Origin of the sequence: Stenotrophomonas sp. (genome assembly GCF_031995405.1) — a bacterium.
Lineage (GTDB): Bacteria > Pseudomonadota > Gammaproteobacteria > Xanthomonadales > Xanthomonadaceae > Stenotrophomonas.
Genome location: NZ_DAMAGC010000031.1, coordinates 15708 through 35537, shown reverse-complemented (window position 1 = coordinate 35537; position 19830 = coordinate 15708). Strand labels below are relative to the sequence as shown.

Annotated in this window: 15 protein-coding genes; 6 read left to right on the top strand and 9 right to left on the bottom strand. The window is 67.1% G+C overall.

The genetic code is table 11. From position 1 onward, the window contains the following. Positions 1-593: 593 nt before the first annotated feature. Positions 594-1961 (top strand): VOC family protein, encoded by a 1368-nt coding sequence (locus tag RTO53_RS07895; RefSeq protein ID WP_312237265.1) that lies wholly within the window; start codon positions 594-596, stop codon positions 1959-1961. Positions 1962-2199: 238 nt separating this feature from the next. Here the strand turns inward: RTO53_RS07895 and RTO53_RS07890 are convergent, their stop codons facing one another. Next, a complete protein-coding gene (locus RTO53_RS07890; protein ID WP_312237264.1) occupies positions 2200-3714 on the bottom strand; it encodes an acetyl-CoA hydrolase/transferase family protein in 1515 nt (504 codons plus the stop codon). 375 nt (positions 3715-4089) lie between these two features. Here RTO53_RS07890 and glnE point away from each other — a divergent pair, with 375 nt between their 5' ends. Next, positions 4090-6912: a bifunctional [glutamate--ammonia ligase]-adenylyl-L-tyrosine phosphorylase/[glutamate--ammonia-ligase] adenylyltransferase gene (gene glnE, locus RTO53_RS07885; RefSeq protein ID WP_312237263.1), complete on the top strand. Its 2823-nt coding sequence runs from the start codon at positions 4090-4092 to the stop codon at positions 6910-6912. Positions 6913-6998: 86 nt separating this feature from the next. Here glnE and RTO53_RS07880 read toward each other — a convergent pair whose 3' ends face one another. The 5 genes from RTO53_RS07880 to RTO53_RS07860 form a co-directional block, all read right to left on the bottom strand. Then, positions 6999-7553: a queuosine precursor transporter gene (locus RTO53_RS07880; RefSeq protein WP_312237262.1), complete on the bottom strand. Its 555-nt coding sequence runs from the start codon at positions 7551-7553 to the stop codon at positions 6999-7001. A 75-nt stretch (positions 7554-7628) separates the two neighbouring features. Beyond that, positions 7629-8153: a hypothetical protein gene (locus tag RTO53_RS07875; protein WP_312237261.1), complete on the bottom strand. Its 525-nt coding sequence runs from the start codon at positions 8151-8153 to the stop codon at positions 7629-7631. A 43-nt stretch (positions 8154-8196) separates the two neighbouring features. Then, positions 8197-8724: a hypothetical protein gene (locus RTO53_RS07870; RefSeq protein ID WP_312237260.1), complete on the bottom strand. Its 528-nt coding sequence runs from the start codon at positions 8722-8724 to the stop codon at positions 8197-8199. A 64-nt stretch (positions 8725-8788) separates the two neighbouring features. Then, on the bottom strand, positions 8789-9652 hold the full coding sequence (locus RTO53_RS07865; RefSeq protein ID WP_312237259.1) for a DUF2145 domain-containing protein: 864 nt from the start codon (positions 9650-9652) through the stop codon (positions 8789-8791). A gap of 172 nt (positions 9653-9824) precedes the next feature. Further along, complete coding sequence (locus RTO53_RS07860; protein WP_312237258.1) at positions 9825-10796, bottom strand: mitochondrial fission ELM1 family protein; 972 nt, start codon at positions 10794-10796, stop codon at positions 9825-9827. 129 nt (positions 10797-10925) lie between these two features. Here RTO53_RS07860 and RTO53_RS07855 point away from each other — a divergent pair, with 129 nt between their 5' ends. The 3 genes from RTO53_RS07855 to RTO53_RS07845 all read left to right on the top strand — a co-directional run bounded on the left by RTO53_RS07855 (position 10926) and on the right by RTO53_RS07845 (position 13651). Then, positions 10926-11516, top strand: coding sequence for a malonic semialdehyde reductase (locus RTO53_RS07855; protein WP_312237257.1), 591 nt, complete (start codon positions 10926-10928; stop codon positions 11514-11516). Positions 11517-11604: 88 nt separating this feature from the next. After that, the gene (locus tag RTO53_RS07850; RefSeq protein ID WP_312237256.1) at positions 11605-12318 is read left to right on the top strand and encodes a YceI family protein; all 714 of its coding nucleotides are present in this window, start codon (positions 11605-11607) and stop codon (positions 12316-12318) included. Between the two features lie 481 nt (positions 12319-12799). Then, positions 12800-13651 carry a hypothetical protein gene (locus tag RTO53_RS07845; protein WP_312237255.1) on the top strand — a complete coding sequence of 284 codons (852 nt, stop codon included), beginning with the start codon at positions 12800-12802 and terminating at the stop codon, positions 13649-13651. A gap of 195 nt (positions 13652-13846) precedes the next feature. Here RTO53_RS07845 and RTO53_RS07840 read toward each other — a convergent pair whose 3' ends face one another. The 3 genes from RTO53_RS07840 to RTO53_RS07830 form a co-directional block, all read right to left on the bottom strand. Beyond that, positions 13847-14284, bottom strand: coding sequence for a hypothetical protein (locus RTO53_RS07840; protein WP_312237254.1), 438 nt, complete (start codon positions 14282-14284; stop codon positions 13847-13849). 57 nt (positions 14285-14341) lie between these two features. Then, the gene (locus RTO53_RS07835; protein WP_312237253.1) at positions 14342-15139 is read right to left on the bottom strand and encodes a siderophore-interacting protein; all 798 of its coding nucleotides are present in this window, start codon (positions 15137-15139) and stop codon (positions 14342-14344) included. 104 nt (positions 15140-15243) lie between these two features. Next, the gene (locus RTO53_RS07830) at positions 15244-15747 is read right to left on the bottom strand and encodes a PadR family transcriptional regulator (protein ID WP_312237252.1); all 504 of its coding nucleotides are present in this window, start codon (positions 15745-15747) and stop codon (positions 15244-15246) included. 511 nt (positions 15748-16258) lie between these two features. Here RTO53_RS07830 and aceE point away from each other — a divergent pair. Further along, positions 16259-18946, top strand: a complete 2688-nt coding sequence (gene aceE / locus RTO53_RS07825) for a pyruvate dehydrogenase (acetyl-transferring), homodimeric type (RefSeq protein ID WP_312237251.1) — start codon at positions 16259-16261, stop codon at positions 18944-18946. Positions 18947-19830: the final 884 nt, after the last annotated feature.

Here is a 19830-nt window from a genome sequence, read left to right as displayed (position 1 = left end):
CACATCCCCGCATCCCCAAACACCCCGTGGCCCCACCCCGGGTAGAGCCACGCCACGCGTGGATACCGTTCGCGCAGACCCACACATCCCCGCATCCCCAAACACCCCGTGGCCCCACCCCGGGTAGAGCCACGCCATGCGTGGCTGCCGTTCGCGCAGACCCATACATGTCCCCATCCCCAAACACCCGGTGGCCCATCCCGCGTAGAGCCACGCCATGCGTGGCTGCCGTCCGCGCAGACCCACACATCTCCGCATCCGCAAACACCCCGTGGCCCCACCCCGGGTAGAGCCACGCCATGCGTGGCTACCGTTCGCGCAGACCCACACATCCCCGCATCCCCAAACACCCGGTGGCCCATCCCGCGTAGAGCCACGCCATGCGTGGCTACCGTTCGCGCAGACCCACACATCCCCGCATCCCCAAACACCCCGTGGCCCCATCCCGGGTAGAGCCACGCCATGCGTGGCTGCACTTCGTACCCGCCCCACGTCGCCCCCCCCTTTGCTGCTCTGCAGATCGCGATGAGCCCCATCCTCGGCGACAATGCAGCATTGCTGCACCTCCCCCGTGATCCGTTGCCGAGTACGTAATGAGCGCCGACCGTTTCGTTTCACCCGACGATATCCGCAGCCTGTTCGCCCAGGCGATGTCCACCATGTACCGCACCGAAGTGCCGCTCTACGGCACTCTGGTCGACCTGGTCGCCGAGATCAACGATGCCGTGCTCACCGCCGATCCGGCGCTGGTCGCCCAGCTAGACCGCAATGACGAACGCGCGCGCCTGGACCAGGAGCGCCATGGCGCCATTCGCGTCGGCACCGCCGAAGAACTGGCCACGCTCGGCCGCCTGTTCGCGGTCATGGGCATGCACCCGGTGGGCTATTACGACCTGTCGGTGGCCGGCGTGCCGGTGCATTCCACCGCGTTCCGCCCGCGCACGGCCAAGGCGCTGGCACACAACCCGTTCCGCGTGTTCACCTCGCTGCTGCGCCTGGAGCTGATCGAAGACGCCGCACTGCGCGACGAATCCGCGCGCATCCTGGCCCAGCGCCGCATCTTCACCGACACCGCGCTGGCGTTGATCGCCCAGGCCGAGCGCGATGGTGGACTGGACGAAAGCGACGCCCGCCGCTTCGTCATCGAAGCGCTGGAAACCTTCCGCTGGCATGGCGATGCCACCGTATCGCTGGCCACCTACCATGCGCTGCATGACGCGCATCGGCTGATCGCCGACGTGGTCAGCTTCCGTGGCCCGCACATCAACCACCTCACTCCGCGCACGCTGGACATTGATGCTGCCCAGGCCGGCATGCTCGCCCGTGGCATCGACGCCAAGGCCGTGGTCGAAGGCCCGCCGCCGCGCCGCTGCCCGATCCTGCTGCGTCAGACCAGCTTCAAGGCCCTGGAAGAAACCGTGCATTTCCCGTCCGGCGACGCGGCCGACGCGGGCACCCACACCGCGCGCTTCGGCGAAATCGAACAACGCGGCCTCGCACTCACCCCCAAGGGCCGCGCGCTGTACGACCAGCTGCTCGCCCAGGCGCGCGACAGCGGCGGCGCCGGCAGCACCGGCCAGGATTACCCGACCCGCCTGGCGGCCGCGTTCACCGCCTTCCCGGACGACCACGACACCCTGCGCCGCGAAGGCCTCGGCTACTACCGCTACGCGCTCACCGATGCCGGCCGCAGCAACCCGGCTGCCGTCGGTGACCTGCCAGCCGAAGCGCTGATCGCCGCCGGCCTGGCCAGCGCCGACCCGATCGTCTACGAGGATTTCCTGCCGGTCAGTGCCGCGGGCATCTTCCAGTCCAACCTCGGCGGCGAAGAGCAGCGCGCCTATGCCGCGCATGACAACCGCGATGCGTTCGAGCAGGCGCTGGGCATGCGGGTCGAAGACGAGTTCGCTATTTACGACAGCCTACAGGCCGAATCGTTGGCGACCCTGCGCGCCGCCTGAGGTCGGGTCGCATTCGGATCGACCGCCGTGGCAGTTGCCGCGATCGGTGAGGGCATGACCCACGTCGAAAAAGGCGTTTGCTGCGTTCCAGGGTCATGCGTTACCGGATGTTGATTCGTTCACGGCGGTCGTTCCGGAACCGACCCTACCTCGGTCGCATGTCCGGCTGCGTCACGGACCGGTCACCCACCCCGCCGCTGTCGAAAAAAGGGCCGGGCATCTGCCCGGCCTTTCCACATCACGCCTTCATCGTTCCGGTATCCAGCCACCGCTGGTGCCAGGACAACGCCTCCGGCAGCAGGTGCGGGGTGTGCTTGCCGTAACTGTCGCGGCTGGCGCGGTCGAAGTAATCGTTGAGCTGATCGCGGAAATCCGGGTGCGCGCAGTTGTCGATCACCACCCGCGCGCGCTTGCGCGGCGTCAACCCACGCAGATCGGCCAGGCCCTGCTCGGTCACGATCACCGACACATCGTGCTCGGTGTGGTCCACATGGCTCACCATCGGCACGATCGCCGAGATGCTGCCGTTCTTGGCCGTGGACGGACTCAGGAACGCCGACAGGAACCCGTTGCGCGCAAAGTCGCCCGAGCCGCCGATGCCGTTCATGATCCGGCTGCCCATCACGTGGGTGGAATTGACGTTGCCGTACAGGTCGGCCTCGATCATCCCGTTCATGCCGATGCAGCCCAGGCGGCGCACCAGTTCGGGATGGTTGGAGATTTCCTGTGTGCGCATGATGATGCGCTCGCGGTAGAAATCGATGTTCGCCTTGAACGTCTCATTGGCCTGCGGGCTCAGCGCGAACCCGGTGCAGGACGCGTAGCTCAGCACGCCATCGCGCAGCAGGTCGAGCATGCCGTCCTGGATCACCTCGGTGAACGCTGCCAGGTCGCGGAAACCGCTCTTGGCCAACCCGGCCAGCACCGCATTGGGAATGTTGCCCACGCCGCTCTGCAGCGGCAGCAGGTTGGCCGGCAGCCGGCCCTTGGCCACTTCGTGCTTGAGGAAGTCGATCAGGTGTTCGGCGATCTGCTCGCTGGTCGCATCGATCGGACTGAACGGGCTGTTGCGGTCCGGACCGTTGGTGCGCACCACCGCCACGATCTTGTCCGGGTCGCAGCGCAGCGAGGTCTCGCCGATGCGGTCGTTGGCGTGCACCAGCGGGATCGGCTTGCGGTGCGGCGGCAGCGCGGTGCCGTAGTAGATGTCATGCATGCCATCCACGCCGGCCGGCTGCCACTCGTTGACCTCGATGATCACCTTCTTGGCCAGGTCCAGCCACGTCTTGTTGTTGCCCACCGAGGTGGACGGCACCAGCGAGCCGTCCTCGCGGATCGCCGAGACCTCCACCACCGCGGTATCGATCTCGCCATAGAACCCGAACCACACATGCTGGGCCACGTGGCTGAGGTGGATGTCGATGTAATCCAGCTTGCCCTCGTTGATGCGGTTGCGCGCATCCGGGTCGCTCTGGAAGGGCATGCGCATGGCGATGCCGTCGGCCTTGGCCAGCGCACCGTCCAGTTCCGGGGCGGTCGAGGCGCCGGTCATCAGGCTGATCTGGAAGGGCAGGCCCTGGGCGTGCACCGCCTCGATGCGCTGGGCCAGCGCGATCGGCACTGCCTTGGGGTAACCGGAGCCGGTGAAGCCGCTCATGGCGACGGTTTCACCGGGCTGAATCAGCGCGGCGGCGGCTTCGGCGGATACAACGCGGTCACGCAGACGCGCGTCGGCAATGCGATCGACAGACATGACGACAACGTTTTTGGGGGGATCTGCATTATCGGCGATCCACGCAGCGCCGGGTGTGCGACCAAGGTGGGATGGCAATCACGCCCGGAAGGGGCCCTGTTCAGTTTTGCAACGACTTCTGTACCCGCAAGTATTGTTTTGCAGTGCAGCGTGCAAGTTCTTCGCCGACCCTAGAAGATCGACCTGCATCCCGACGTGGGGGAGGGAGCAGAGCCCGCTGGCAGTTCGCTGCAAGCGGGCTTTTTTATGTCTCGCCTCCGGTGAACAAGGGCCGCCGATGGGTCTGCCGCGTGGACCTGCGCCAGGCACGCCCGCCCAAACCGGTGAACACGCTTCCTGCCCGGTGCGCCATGCATGCCCTGCATAATCCCCTGCATGCCGATCCCTGCCGACGCCGTCCCCGCCCCCCTCGTCCCCCTGGTTGACCGCGCCCTGTCGCGCCTGGCCCTGTCGCTGAACGAGGGCGGTCACTGGCCGCCTTCGGCGGAGGTGCTCGATCGGGTCCGCCTGCTGGCCATCACCAGTGATTTCGCCATCGACACCCTGTGCCGCCAGCCGGCGCTGCTGTCGCAGCTGACCCTGCCGGGCTGCCCGCCGCTGCCGCTGCCCACGCTGGATCCGCAGCAGCCCAGCGAATGGCAGCAGCGCCTGCGCCGCTACCGCACCGCCGCCTCCACCCGGCTGATCTGGCGCGACCTGGCCGGGCTGGACGACGTGCCGGCCACGTTGGCCGGTGCCACCGCCCTGGCCGAAGACTGCCTGGGCATCGGCCTGGCCGCGCTCGAACAGGAATTCGCCGGTCGCCACGGGGTGGTCCGTGCCAACGATGGCAGCGCCCAGCAACTGGTGGTGTTCGGGCTGGGCAAGCTCGGTGGCGGCGAACTCAACTTCAGCTCCGACGTCGACCTGGTCTACGCCTACCCGCAGGGCGGCGAGTCCGATGGCGCCCGCCCGCTCGCTGCCGAGGAATACTTCGCCCGGCTCGGCCAGCGGCTGGCCAAGCTGCTGGATGAAACCACCGTGGACGGCTTCAGCCACCGCGTCGACCTGCGCCTGCGCCCGTTCGGCAATGCCGGCCGGGTGGCGCTGTCGTTCGCCGGCATGGACCAGTATTTCCAGCGCGAAGGCCGCGACTGGGAACGGTATGCCTGGCTCAAGGCGCGCGCGGTGGCCGGCGACATCGCCGCCGGCGAAGCGTGGCTGCAGACCCTGCGCCCGTTCGTGTACCGCCGCTACCTCGACTACACCGCACTGGACGGACTGCGCGAGATGAAGGCGGCGATCACCGCCGAAGTCTCGCGCCGCGACATGTTCGATGACATCAAGCGCGGTCCCGGCGGCATCCGCGAAATCGAATTCCTGTCGCAGGCCCTGCAGCTTATCCGCGGCGGCCGCGAAGCCAGCCTGCGCGAGCGTCGGCTGCTGCATGCGCTGCCGGCGCTGGTCGCCTGCGGGCAGATGGCCGCGCAGGATGGCGACGATCTGCTCCATGCCTACGCCCACCTGCGGCGGCTGGAAAACCGCCTGCAGATGCTGCGCGACGCGCAGACCCACGCCCTGCCCACCGACCCGATCGACCGCCTGCGCATCGCCACCGGGTTGGGGTATGCCGACTGGGACGCGCTGCTCGCCGCGCTCGATGTGCAGCGCCATCGCGTCAGCACCGAATTCGCCGCGCTGCTGGCCCCGCGCAAGGGCCAGGCCGCACCGGATGCACTGGCCAACTACTGGCGCGGCCTGCCCGACAACGGCAGCGCCGAGGTGCTGGCCGACGCCGGCTTCCACGACCCGCACAGTGCCGACCAGTCGCTGCGCGATTTCGCCCAGTCACTCGGCGTGAAGTCGCTGTCGGACAACGCACGTGCACGCCTGGATCGCGTGCTGCCGGCCCTGCTGCACGCCGCCACCCGTTCACCGCAGCCCGATGCCGCACTCAAGCGCGTACTCGGCCTGCTGCAGGCGGTCCTGCGTCGCACCAGCTATCTGGCGCTGCTGGACGAACAACCCAGCGCGCTGGCCCGTCTGGTCGATGTGCTCGCGCGCAGCGCACTACTGGCCGAACGCCTGGCCGCGTATCCGCTGCTGCTGGACGAACTGCTCGACGTGCGCGTCTCCGGCCCGATGCCCGACGCCACCGGCATGCAGGCCGAGTGCGATGCCGCCCTGGCCATCGACGACCCCGAAGCGGCGCTGCGCATGCTCAACGAAACCCGCCTGGCGCTCAGCTTCCGCATGGCCCTGGCCACGCTGGATGGCCGCCAGCGCGCGGTGGATACCACCCGGCAACTCGCCGAACTGGCGCAGGCCGTGGTGGTCACCGCATTGGCCCTGGTGCAGGCGGACATGCAGCGCGCGCACGGCGTCATTCCCGGCGGGCGCTTTGCGATCATCGGCTACGGCAGCCTCGGCGGGCTGGAACTGGGCTTCGGCTCGGACCTGGACCTGGTGTTCCTGTACGACCACCCGGCCGACCAGGACAGCAGTGACGGCGCGCGCCCGCTGGACCCCGGCCGCTGGTACGCGCGCCTGGCGCAGAAGGTGATGGCGCTGCTCGGCGCGGTCACCGCCGCCGGCCGCCTCTACGACATCGACGTGCGCCTGCGCCCCGATGGCGGCAAGGGCGCGCTGGTGTCCTCGCTGGCCAGCTATACCGAATACCAGCGCGAGCGCGCGTGGACCTGGGAGCACCAGGCGCTGGTGCGCGCACGTGGCATCGCCGGCGATGCCACGCTGCTGGCCGATTTCGAACGCGTCCGCGCCGACACCCTGGCGCGCCCGCGTGACAACACTGTGCTCTACGCCGACGTGCTCAAGATGCGCGCGCGCATGCGCACCGAACTGGACCGCAGCGATGCCGCACGGCTGGACCTCAAGCAGGGCGCAGGCGGCATCGTCGACCTCGAATTCCTGCTGCAGACCGGCGTGCTCGACAGCGCCGCCGCGCACCCCCAGACCGTGCAACCGCGCGACACCCCCAGCCTGATCGACGCCCTGGCCGACATCGCCTGGCTACCCGGCGGCACCTGCAGCGGCCTGCACGCCGCGCACGCTGCACTGCTGGACGTCGGCCTGGCCTGCACCCTCGACCGCCGCCCGCGCCTGGCTGCGCCAACCCCGGCACTGGAAGAAGCGCGTGCAGTCATCAGCGCCGCCTGCGACGCGGCCGGCCTGCCGTTCCAGGCCGCCTCCAACGCGTAACGCCACGCCATGCGTGAAGCCGGGTAGAGCCACCCCATGGGTGGCTGCTCTTCGCCGCGCACCGCGAAGCCACCCATGGGGTGGCTCTACGCCGTACGCGGCGCCATTTTCCACAGCAGCGCGCGGAACGGCGCCAGCAGGAACACCCCGATGGCCAGCTTCACCGCCAGGTCGCCGGCGGCCCAGCTGATCCACGGCAGGCTGGAGCCGGCGAAGGCGATGCTCCAGAAGATCGTCGTATCCAGCGTCGCGCTGCAGGTCGTGGCCACCATCGGCGCACGCCACCAGTGCCCGCGGCGCAGCCGGTCGAACACGGTGATGTCCAGCAGCTGCGCGGCGATGAAGGCCAGGCACGAGGCCACCGCGATCCGCGGCGTGGCGATCCAGATCGACAGCAGCACCGCCAGCGCAAAGCCGGCCCAGGCCACCTTGCGCGCGGCCTGCGGCCCGAAGCGGCGGTTGATCAGGTTGCTCACCAGGAACGCCACCGGATAGCTGAAGGCGCCCCAGGTCAGCCAATCGTTGATCGGGTACTGCACCAGCACGTTGCTGCCCAGCACCACCACGCCCATGGCCAGCACCGCCAGCAGCAGCGACGGCACGGTCAACGGGGCAAAGGCAATGGCAGGACGCACAGGCATGGCGCACCGGGGAAGTCAGGGAAGCGGCGGATTATCCGGGCTTGGGCCGGCCGCGGCCAGCCCGGGCCGGTTCATCTAGAAGCGTTCGCTCATGCTGGAGGCCGCCGCACCGGTGGTCGGCAGGAACGCCAGCGCCGTGCCATGGGCATTGGCCACCGTCCAGCCGGCACCGGCCGGGGTCGGGAGGAAATCCAGCACGTCGCCCGCCTTCACGGTGGCGGCCGGGTTGTCGACGCGTGCCGGCCATTCCACCACGGCCAGCTCGTCCGGGGCCTGCGGGTTCTTCAGGTCCACCCGATAGCTGCCGTCGGCCTGGTGCGCCACGCGGGCCACGGTCAGCGGCGGCAGCGGGCCGGCCTTCTTCGCTTCGGCGCGGGCAATGCGGTTGTGCGGCATGGAGGCGTCATGCAGCTCGCTTACTCCCAGCGCACTCAGCCACACCGGCGCGGTGATCACCGCCAGGCTGACCACCGAGGTGGTCAACACACTGCTGGTCACCGGCGAGGCATGGCTCAGGTTCTGCGCCGTGGCGGGCAGGGCGGTGGCCACCAACGCCAGCGCCAGCAGCGACGCGCGCGCAACGGGTCCAATGGGCTTCATGCAGCCGCTCCTTCCGCCATGCACCCTGATTGCCGCGCAACGCTTACCACTGCGCGCTCGGTTCGCTGTTCTGGGCCACGGTCGCATCGGTGGGCAGGAACGCCAGCGCCGCGCCATCGGCCGTGGCCACTGTCCAGCCGGCGCCACCCTGGGACGGCGTAAAGGCCAGCACGTCGCCCACCTTCACTGCGTCCACCGGGTTGTCGGCGCGCGCCGGCCAGGCCAGCACCGCCAGGTCGTCCGGCGCCTGCGGGTTCTGCAGGGCCAGTTGCACGCCCCCTGCGGCGGTGCGTTCCACCTTCTCCACGGTCAGCGGCGGCAGTGGCCCGGCTTTTTTCGCCTCGGCACGCGCGCGGCTGCGTCGGGCCGAACCGTCGCTGGCCTTGCTCAAGCCGGCCGAGACCAGCCAGATCGGCGCGGTCACCACCACCACGCTCATCACCGAGGTGACGATGACGCTGCTGGCCACCGGGTGCTGCTGGCTCAATTCCTCTGCCGAGGCGGGCAGGCTGGCGGCGCACAGCGCAACAGCCAGCAAGGGGGAAACAGCGAGACGGGAAATCCGTGTCATGGGCAACTCCTGGGGACGTCGATATGGGGGTCAGTATGCCTGCACCGTTTGCGGTGCAGCGGTCTTACGGCTTGGGCGCGGTAATGCCGTCCACCGGCACGTGCGCGATCGGCAACTCCATCTGCAGACCCTTCTGCTGCTGCACGAAGTCGAACACCGACTCCACCGTCACCACGGAATAATTGCCGGAGATGCGCTCGCTGGCCGGGTGGTCGGTAACGGCGGCATTGGGCACGAAGAACCGGGCACCCAGGCGCTTGCCCACGCCGATGTGCAGCGTACTGGGCTGGTACCGGTGGTCCTTCAACCAGGTCTGCACCTGGGTGCGGTTGACGATCAGGGTGTTGTCTTCCAGCTGGGCCATGGCCGCGGCCAGCACTTCCAGCACCCATTGGTTGGAGTTCTGATATTCGGTGCTGAAGGGGTAGGCCACCACGCTGTAGCGCGCCTCATGCAGGGCGCGCGCCTGGATCGCCGGTTTGGTCAGCATCGCCTTGAGCGCGGCGCGCAGCGCAGGCGTCGGCACGCCGATGCGCAGATCGGTATGCGCGGACGTCTCGCCGATGAAGGTGCCCACGCCCTCGCGGAACAGATGGGATGCATCGGTCTTGCATGGATTGAGCAGGTGCACCGCGCGCCACTGGCCGTCGTCCTCGCGCAGCAGGAAGGCCACATGACTGTGGCGCAGGCCGTACTTGCTCAGGTCCTGGCCGCCACGCGCTATCAGCACGACGTCCACATCCTCCAGCGCATCCAGCGTCTCGGTGGTGGCCAGTGCCACGTCGAACATCGAGGCCAGGGCGGCCGGCGTGGGGTAACGCTCCACGCACTGCGGCTCGGCCTGCGCGATCGCCGCCGTACCCAGCAGTACACCGCACAACAGGACGCGGTGCAGGCGTTTGATCAGTGGGCGACGGGCATCATCCATGGCGTGTGTTCTCCAGCGGCACCGTGCCGCCGGCGCATCATAGCGCCGCGATCAGCGTGCCCGCTCGCTGCGACGCAATTCCCGTTCACAGTCGTCGCTGACGGGGGCGATCGGCGGGAGGCCTGAACCTACCGCCATCCTCGCGCGCTCGGACGTGCGTCCCTTGCCAGCATCAGCCGGCAATGCCCAACCGCATCCGCACCTGCCCGGCCACGCGCGCGGTCTCGCGTAGCGGCTCGATGCGCCCTGCGGTCTGCCACTCCAGCCAACGCGGCTGCAGTCGCCCGCGTTCGCGCAAGGCCTGCTGGAACTGCGCCAGCCGCCCCTGCGCTTGTGTCGCCAGTGCCACCGCCACCGGCATGCGGGTGGCGCAGGCCTCGGACAGCAGGTTCACCGAATCCGGCGATACCACCACCCGGTTGGCCCAGCCGAGCAAACCGGCATACGGATTGACCCCGTCGCCGCCGTCGCCCCAGATCACATGCGGCAGCTCCGCGAACGCACTGCGCAACGCACCCACCAACGCCGGCGGCGTGCGCCGCGAGGTGGTCGCCAGCAGACTGCCGCCTTCGGCGCGCAGCTGCGCGGCCACCTGCTGGAACACCTGCACCATGTCCGGCTCGTGCCACGGCGCGTGCGGGGTAGGGCCGCCCACCAGCAGTGCGGTGCGCGGGCCGGGCAGGGCGCTGAACGAGGCAAATGCGGCACGCCCGCAGGCCAGCCAGTCATCGTTGACCGGGTTGAGGCTGCCCAGCAGGGTGAGTACGTTCTCGCCGCGCAGGGTGTCGTGCTCGGGCACCACCAGCAGGTCCCAATGGCGCGCGCCGATGCGCGGGTCCAGGATCTGCACCACCTTGCTGCCGCGTCGGCGCAGCTCGCGCAGCGCCCCGGCCGCCTGGCGGCCACAGCCGATGGCCAGCGCCGGCGGCGCGGCGGCCAGTGCCGCAAAGGCCTCGCCATAGCCGTGCACGGCCCCCGGCAAGGCGCGCGGCGCCAGCCAGCGCCACGGCGCGCGCGGGACCAGGACCAGCGGTTGATGCGCCCCCAGTTTCAACGCAGACGCCAGCGCCACGGCCTGCCGCACATTGCCGGCACGGCCGTCAGTGATCGTCCAGGGCGGACTCCATCGTTTCACGTATGGCATTAATTCGTTTCAGTCAGGCTGGGTGTTGCAACTGTCGCGACACTCTACACTGCCAGCCTTCGCCGATCGCGCAGTCACCCTTCAACAGGTGGCGATGCCGCCACGGTTCCCCTTTCATCAGGAGGCTTCATGTCCAACGTACTCAACGATGCTGCGCTCGACCAGTTGTTCCGTACTGCCCGCACCCAGAATGCCTTCCTCGACAAGCCGGTGGAAGAAAGCCAGCTCAAGGCGCTGTACGAACTGCTGAAGTGGGGCCCCACCGCCGCCAACGGCAGCCCGGCGCGCTTCGTGTTCGTGACCTCCCCCGACGCCAAGGCCAAGCTGGGCCCGGCGCTGTCCGAAGGCAACCATGACAAGACCCTGGCCGCGCCGGTCACGGTGATCGTCGCTTTCGACGAAGACTTCCACGAAAAGCTGCCCTACCTGTTCCCGCATGCCGACGCCAAGTCCTGGTTCGACGGCCCGCGCGAAGGCCGCACCGAGTCGGCGTTCCGCAACGGCAGCCTGCAGGGCGCCTACCTGATCCTGGCCGCCCGCGCGCTGGGCCTGGATGCCGGCCCGATGTCCGGCTTCGACAACGCCAAGGTCGACGAAGCCTTCTTCAAGGGCACCACGATCAAGTCGAATTTCCTCGTCAATCTGGGGTACGGTGACCCTTCGGGCCTGTTCCCGCGGCTGCCTCGCCTGAGCTTCGACGAAGCGGCCCGCATCGAATAAGCGTTCCCGCCGGACCCTGGCCCGTCCGCGCGGACGGGCTGTTTGCATCACCTTCTTCTTTTCCCTTCGCTTTCGAGAGAGACCTGACATGACCATGACCCGCAAACTGCTGTTGCCGCTGGCCCTGACCCTGGCCATCGCCGCCTGCTCCAAGCCGGCCGACGAAGCCGCCGCCCCGGCCGCCGACGCCGCTGCTGCCCCGGCCGCTGCCGCCACCACCACCACCCCGGCTGCCGATGCCGCCGCGGCTGCCCCGGCTGCTGCTGCCATCCAGATCGCCTCGGGCACCTATAAGCTCGACCCGTCGCACACCGACGTGCTGGTCCAGTGGAGCCACTTCGGCTTCTCGCACCCGACCGCCCACTTCGGCGCCGCCGAAGGCACCTTGGTGTATGACGCGGCCGACGTGACCAAGTCCACCGTGGAAGTGAAGCTGCCGCTGAGCGGCCTCAACAGCTTCACCGCCAAGTTCGACGAGCACCTGAAGAGCGCCGATTTCTTCGACGCCGCCAAGTTCCCGGCCGCCACCTTCAAGAGCACCAAGGTTGAAGCCAACGGCACCAACAAGCTCACCGTCACGGGCGACCTGACCATCAAGGACGTCACCAAGCCGGTGACCCTGGATGTCACCATCAACGGCGGCGGCGAGCATCCGATGGCCAAGGTCCCGGCCGCCGGCTTCGATGCCACCACCACCATCAAGCGCAGCGATTTCGGCGTCGGCGCGTACGCCCCGAACGTCAGCGACGAAGTGAACATCCGCATCACCACCGAAGCCACCGGCGAAAAGCCGGCTGCGTAATCGGTCGCTGATGTAGAAACAGCAGAAAGCCCGCCGGAAGGCGGGCTTTTTGTTTGTGCGCAACGGGTGCATTGGGCGCCGACGCGCTGCGCGTGATCTGGCCCGCTCGGTGCTGGACCACCCGGTCCCCCATGTCGTGCTCGCGTACCCGTAGAGCCACGCCATGCGTGGCTGCTCTCCGCGCACACCGTTCGCCGCACGGCAGCCACGCATGGCGTGGCTCTACCTTGTGCGCACCGTTCGCTTCGTGGCAGCCACGCATGGTGTGGCTCTACCTCGCGTGCACCCTTCGCCTCGCGTCAGCCACGCATGGCGTGGCTCTACCCGGGCGCACGGTTCGATTCGTGGCAGCCACGCATGGTGTGGCTCTACCCGGGCGCACCGTTTGCTTCGTGGCAGCCACGCGTGGCGTGGCTCTACGTGTGCTTCTGCATCTCGTACACTTCCGGGGTTCACGCGGCACCGCGCAAAGGAGCACTCCGTGCAAGACGCACAGTATTGGATGATGGAATTCTGGACCGGCCTCAGCCTGTTCGACCTGATCGGCGGCACCGTGCTCGGCACGCTCATCGGCCTGCTGCTCGGCATCGCCACCTGGCTGGCCATGCACCGCTGCGGCTGGCTGGCCCGGCGTAACCGCTGGCACCACGGGACGCTCGCCACCTACGTCGTGATCCTGCCGCTGCTGTTCGCTTTCACCGGCCTGCAGCTGGGCTTTGCCGCCGGCGCGCAGCGCGCGCTGTACAAACAGATCGACCACTTCCAGCCGCACCTGCAGACGCTGGTCGCCGGCTGGCTGGTCGACTTCGAACACTCCCTCGACGATCCCGCGCTGGCCACGCTGATGCGCAGCGATGCCACCGTGCACGAGGTAACCCGCCAGGTGGTGGACGACTACCTCGCCGACCACCCGCTGCCCGGCGCCGGCTACCTGCGGGGCGAAGGCACGATCCAGCGCTGGACCCGCCGCGGCGTCGGCCACGTGCGCAGTGCGTTGATGTCGCAGTGGGTCGAAGACAGCCTGTCCAGTGAAGCGGCCGGCTACAGCGGCGTGGACAAAAAAGTCTTCCGCGAAGCGCTCGGCATGCGCATGAACGAACTGCTGCACACCCAGGGCGCAATCCGCCTGCTCAAGGCGCAGCTCACTAGCCTGATGCCGGGCATCTACCTCGGCCTGCTGCTGCCGTTGTTGATCGTCATGGCCCTGGTGCTGCTGGAAATCGGGCTGGCCAGGCGATACGGCTGGCGCCGCGCGGCGGTGGCGCCGACCGGCGCGAACCCGCTTGCGCAAACGATGCACACGACACCGTTCGATACGAATCCGGTGGCCTGAACAAACTATCCGCCACCGCCCGACGCAAACCCGGGCCCATGCGCGAGACAACCCTCACCGCCCGCTCCAAACCCGGCGGGACAAACGATGGGTCCACACAGGGTAGAGCCGAGCCATGCTCGGCTGCCCTTCGTTACGGGCCATGCAGACTGCCAGCCGGGCATGGCCCGGCTCTACCTGCTCCGTAAGCCGCCTTCAGCCTGCGGCCACCGTCGCTGCCACCTTCACCAGCCAGCCGGTAGCGAAATCCGTCGGCAACCGGCGCGTCGGCGCGGTCAACCCGCTGTCACGCAGAAACGCGTGCGTGGCCTGCGCAAAGCCCTGCCGCGCGATCAGCGCCGCCTGCTTCACCGCCGCCTGCTGCTTGCGCAGCTGCACGATCTGCAGGCTCGGCTTACCCGGCGCGGCAAACTTCTGGTAACGGCGCAGCTCATCGGCCACCAGCGCGATATCCGCGTTAGCCTGCACCAGCGCCAACTGCGCCTGCGCCAGCGGCATCAGGGCCGCGCGCAGCGGCGCCACATTGCCACCCACCGAGGGCGCCACCGCGTTCAAGGCCGTATCCAACCCGGCGTCGGCACGCGCGGCGCGGTCGATCAGGTCGGCCAGCGCCGAAGAAGAAACTGCTTGCATGGAAAAGCACCGGCCCAAAACGCGATTGTCGCATCCGCAGCCGGTGCCGTCGCGGGCTCAGTCGCCGTCGTGCTCGTCGGCGTGGGCCTTCCAGTAGCCGGTCGAGCGGATCCAGTCCTTGGGCACGCCCAGATGGCCCTCGATGTACTTGCGCATCATCCGCGCCCGGCGCGACTCGGTGGCGATCCAGTAGAACGTATCGCCATCGGGCTGCTCGAAATCGGTCAGCACATCCTCCAGCAGCGTGCTGCTGGCCGCGTCAAAGCCATTGCGCTCCAACCACGAGACCCGGATCCGGTCGTCCTCGGGCAGCTCCTGGCGGTCGGCCGACTCGGGGATTTCGATATACACATCGGCCTGCGCCCCCTCCGGCAGCGTCTCCAGCCAGCGGCCGATCGCCGGCAGCGCGGTCTCATCGCCGATCAGCACATAGGTATCGAAGTCCGGCGCCGTCACGTGCGAGCCGCGCGGCCCGCCCACGGCAATCGCGTCGCCCGGCTGCGCATTGGCCGCCCAGCTCGAGGCCACGCCATGCCCGTGCAGGACGAAATCCAGCGCCAGCTCAAGGGTTTCGAGGTCCCACCAGCGCGGGGTGTAATCGCGCGACGGCGAGGGCGTCTGCCCTTCCGGGTAGCGCGGGCCTTCGGGGGTCATCGTCGGCACCACGAACTGCCCCTCCGCATTGGGGAAGAACAGCTTCACGTGGTCGTCCGGCGACAGCGACACAAAGCCTTCCAGTGCCGGCCCGCCCACGATCACCCGACGCATGCACGGGCTGATCTCCTCGGTGCGCAGCACCTGCAGGGGACGGAACTTCACGGTATGACGTACCAGCTTGTTTTCATGCAAAGCCATGGGGAACACCTGTCAGCAAATGCGCCGCAGCGCGGCGTAGGGGGAAGACCTGGCTGGCCGGGGCTGGCTGGGTCGAATGCATTGAAAAAACGGGGGAGGGCATCTCAGCGTCCTTGCCCACGGATCACCGCGGCCGCCTCGCGCAGCGCCTGCGCCACGCTGGCCGCGTTGTCCTCGTTCCAGCGGCCGTGGCACAGGCCCAACGCGTGCTTCAACTCGCGCAGGCCATCGCGCACGCTGGGCGGCAGGTTGGCCTTGGTGATCGTGCGCGCGCTGGCCCGCACCCGGTGCAGCGCCGCGTCCACCTCCTCGCGCTGCGCGGCCAGCTCGGCCAGGCCCAACGCACTGAGCTGGTAGCGCTTGCGCCCTCCGTCCTCCACCGCGCCCACCCAACCGGCGGCCTCGAACTGCGCCAGCACCGGGTAGATCGAGCCCGCGCTGGGCGTATACACCCGCACGAACATGTCGCTGATCAGCTGGATCAGCTCATAGCCATGCCGCGGCTGCTCACCCAGCAGCGCCAACACCAGCAGCCGCAGATCGCCGCGGCTGAGGGGCCGGGCGGTCAACGGGCGGGCAGGGCGGTCGAGGTCACGCGGAGCGGTCATTTCGATATATCGAATGTGGTGGCGGAACGATATATCGAAATCATCACCACATCCACCTTGGGCGAAGGCACGGCCGGGATGCGTTCAGGTCAATGGACACCGGTAGAGCCGGGCCATGCCCGGCTTGCCGCGCAACGCGCGGCGCTCCCCGAGGCCAACCCACCTCGACCACCGCGACGCTGCGTACCCCGCATGGAACAGTCTCCCAACACCGCCTCGCCACAACCCCATGTTCCACACCAATCCCACTCCCCCAATCACACACCCCACAAACGCCCCACACGCCCGCACTGTCCCCCTTCAACACCCCATCCATCGCACAAACCCCAGCCAAAACCCCGCGTGGAACCACAACCCCACACCCACCCACCTGTCCCCCCACTGTCCCAAAGACAGCCCAACCCACTTCCATACGCACCCGTAGCGAAGTAAGCAAACCCCTTGGTGCGCTACACTTTGCGGCTAGAAATCTAAAACAGTCGCGCGCGTGCGTGCGGTCATGGGAGCGCAAATGAACTGGTTGAACGAGGTGCTGAACAACGACCCGAATCCTGTGGAAACCCAGGAATGGATCGAGTCGCTGAAGGCCGTAATTGATGTCGAGGGCCCTGAGCGCGCGCATCAACTGTTGGAAGGCATGGTGGAGTTGACCCGTCGTTCGGGCGCGTACCTGCCGTTCTCTCCCACCACCGAGTACGTGAACACCATCGCGCCGACCCTGGAGGCCAAGAGCCCGGGCAACGCCGAACTGGAATGGCGCATTCGTTCCATCATCCGCTGGAACGCGATGGCCACCGTCGTGCGCGCCAACCGCAAGCCCGGCGACCTCGGCGGCCACATCGCCTCCTTCGCCTCTGGCGCAACGCTTTATGACGTGGGCTTCAACCACTTCTGGCGTGCCCCCAGCGACAACCACCCCGGCGACCTGCTCTTCATCCAAGGCCACAGTGCCCCGGGCATCTATGCGCGTTCCTTCCTGGAAGGCCGCATCGACGAGCAGCAGCTGGACAAGTTCCGCATGGAAGTCGACGGTGGCGGCCTGTCCAGCTACCCGCACCCGTGGCTGATGCCCGATTACTGGCAGACCCCCACCGTGTCGATGGGCCTGGGCCCGCTGGCCGCCATCTATCAGGCGCAGTTCCTGCGTTACCTGGAAAACCGTGGCCTCATCGAAAAGTCCGACCGCAAGGTGTGGTGCTTCATCGGCGACGGCGAGAGCGACGAGCCGGAAACCCTCGGCGCCATCGCCCTGGCCGGCCGTGAAGGCCTGGACAACCTCATCTTCGTGGTCAACTGCAACCTGCAGCGCCTCGATGGCCCGGTGCGCGGCAACGGCAAGATCATCCAGGAACTGGAAGGCGTCTTCCGTGGCGGCGGCTGGAATGTCATCAAGCTGCTGTGGGGCGGTTACTGGGATGCCCTGCTGGCCAAGGACACCAACGGCGTCCTGCGCAAGCTGATGATGGAAACCGTCGACGGCGAATACCAGAACTGCAAGGCCTTCGGCGGCGCGTACACGCGCGAGCATTTCTTCGGCAAGTACCCGGAAACCGCTGCGATGGTCGCCGGCCTGTCCGACGACGACATCTGGCGCCTCAACCGTGGCGGCCACGACCCGCACAAGGTGTATGCCGCCTACCACGAGGCCGTCAACACCAAGGGCATGCCGACCGTGATCCTGGCCAAGACGGTCAAGGGCTACGGCATGGGCAGCGCCGGTGAAGCGCTCAACCCGACCCACCAGACCAAGAAGCTGGACGACGATGCCGTCCGCCACTTCCGCGACCGCTTCAACATCCCGGTGACCGACGCGCAGCTGGCCGATGGCCAGGTGCCGTTCTACCACCCGGGCCCGGATTCGCCGGAAGTGAAGTATCTGCAGGAACGCCGTGCAGCGCTGGGCGGTTACCTGCCGCAGCGCCGTCGCAAGGCCACCAAGAGCTTCAACGCGCCCAAGCTGGAAAGCTACGAGCGCCTGCTCAAGTCCAGCGGCGAGCGCAGCTACTCCACCACCATGGCCTTCGTGCAGAGCCTCAACATCACCCTGCGCGACAAGGAACTGGGCCCGCACATCGTGCCGATCGTGGCCGACGAAGCCCGTACCTTCGGCATGGAAGGCCTGTTCCGCCAGATCGGCATCTACGCGCCCTTCGGCCAGAAGTACAAGCCGGTCGACGCCGACCAGCTCATGTTCTACCGCGAAGACCAGAGCGGCCAGGTGCTGCAGCAGGGCATCAGCGAGCCGGGCGCCATCGCCTCGTGGATGGCTGCCGGCACCAGCTACTCGGTCAGCAACGTGCCGATGCTGCCGTTCTACATCTACTACTCCATGTTCGGCTTCCAGCGCGTGGGCGACATCGCCTGGCAGGCAGCGGACATGCGTACCCGTGGCTTCCTGCTCGGCGGCACCGCCGGCCGCACCACGCTGAATGGTGAAGGCCTGCAGCACGAAGATGGCCACAGCCATCTGGCCGCCGGTGGCATCCCCAACGTGCGCAGCTATGACCCCACCTTCGGCTTCGAAGTGACGGTCATCCTGCAGCACGGCACCAAGGCCATGATGGAAGATCAGATTGATGAGTACTACTACATCACCCTGATGAACGAAAACTACACCCACCCGGAAATGCCGGAAGGTGCGGCCGAAGGCATCGTCAAGGGCATGTACCTGCTCACCGACGCCGGCAAGCCGAAGAAGAGCGAGCTGCGCGTGCAGCTGCTGGGTTCGGGCACCATCCTGCGCGAAGCCATTGCCGCGGCCGAGCTGCTGGAGAAGGACTTCGGCGTCACCGCCGACATCTGGAGCTGCCCGAGCTTCAACGAACTGCGTCGCGACGGTTTCGATGCAGAGCGTTACAACCGCTTCCACCCGGAAGGCGAACAGCGCAAGGCCTACGTGACCGAGCTGCTGGAAGGCCGCCAGGGCCCGGCGATTGCCGCCACCGACTACGTGCGTGCCTATGCGGACCAGATCCGCGCGTTCGTGCCGATGGGCTTCACCGTGCTGGGCACCGATGGCTTCGGTCGCTCGGACACCCGTGCCAACCTGCGTCGCTTCTTCGAGGTTGACCGGTACTACATCGCGCATGCCGCGATTGCGGCGCTGGCCAAGGAAGGGAAGATGACCGGGAAGGATGTGGCGAGGGCGATCAAGCAGTACAAGATTGATCCTGAGAAGGCTAATCCTGTCGGGGTTTGATGGGATTTTAGATTGGGAAAGCGACGGGCGGCCATTGGCCGCCCGTCTTTTTTGCCCCTAGGGATACTGTCTATCCGTTTTGGTAGAGGGGCTTCAGAAAGCTGCTGAGCCAGCTTTCCGGTCGACCGCTCGGAGCCATTCTTTAAGATCAGTTTCATTTCTGATGCCGAAAGATCTTAGGGCTAAGACAATGTCTACTGCAGACACAATTAGTATTGGGTGTCCGTCGTCGACTATCTCTTTGTATGCTTGGCTATTTACGTAAGACGTGGTGATCATCACACCAAACTGGCGATGGCGAAGTCGAGAAATAAGTCGTGAAGTTTGCCTGACGCCCACGGAGTTATTGGGCGAATAGCATTTTGCTTCCATGGCAAATTCGACCTCGACGCGAGAGCCTAATGGGCCAATTCGATAGCGTCCAATTGCATCGCGACCACCGTCTCGAGATGGCCGAGTTACATCAATGGAAGCGATGCTTGGAAGGAGCATGCGAGTAATCTCAGCAGCGCACCATTCGAAGCCAACTGGATCTGACTCGTAATGGCTGACCAGCGCCTCGACTAGCTGCAGATCCTCGCGCTTGGCTGGGGCTTGCTCTGATCTCGATCTGTAGGCTTGGCTAGAACTGGCTCTGAGGGGTTCATACTGGCCATGTTCAATCCACGCCCTCCAGGAGGGAGGGGCGTGAGAAGTAAGCGTAGTACCACGTTGAATATCTGAAATCCAAGCGCGGTCTATGCGGCCAGCGTCAAGTATTGTGAAAGTCGCGCGATAATTCTGGAACCTCTTCCCACCAATTTGATGCCATGTCGCAACTAGACTTTCTGCGGGCCTGACTCCTACTGCGCCAGGTACGGCTAATCCAAGGAAGACGACATCGC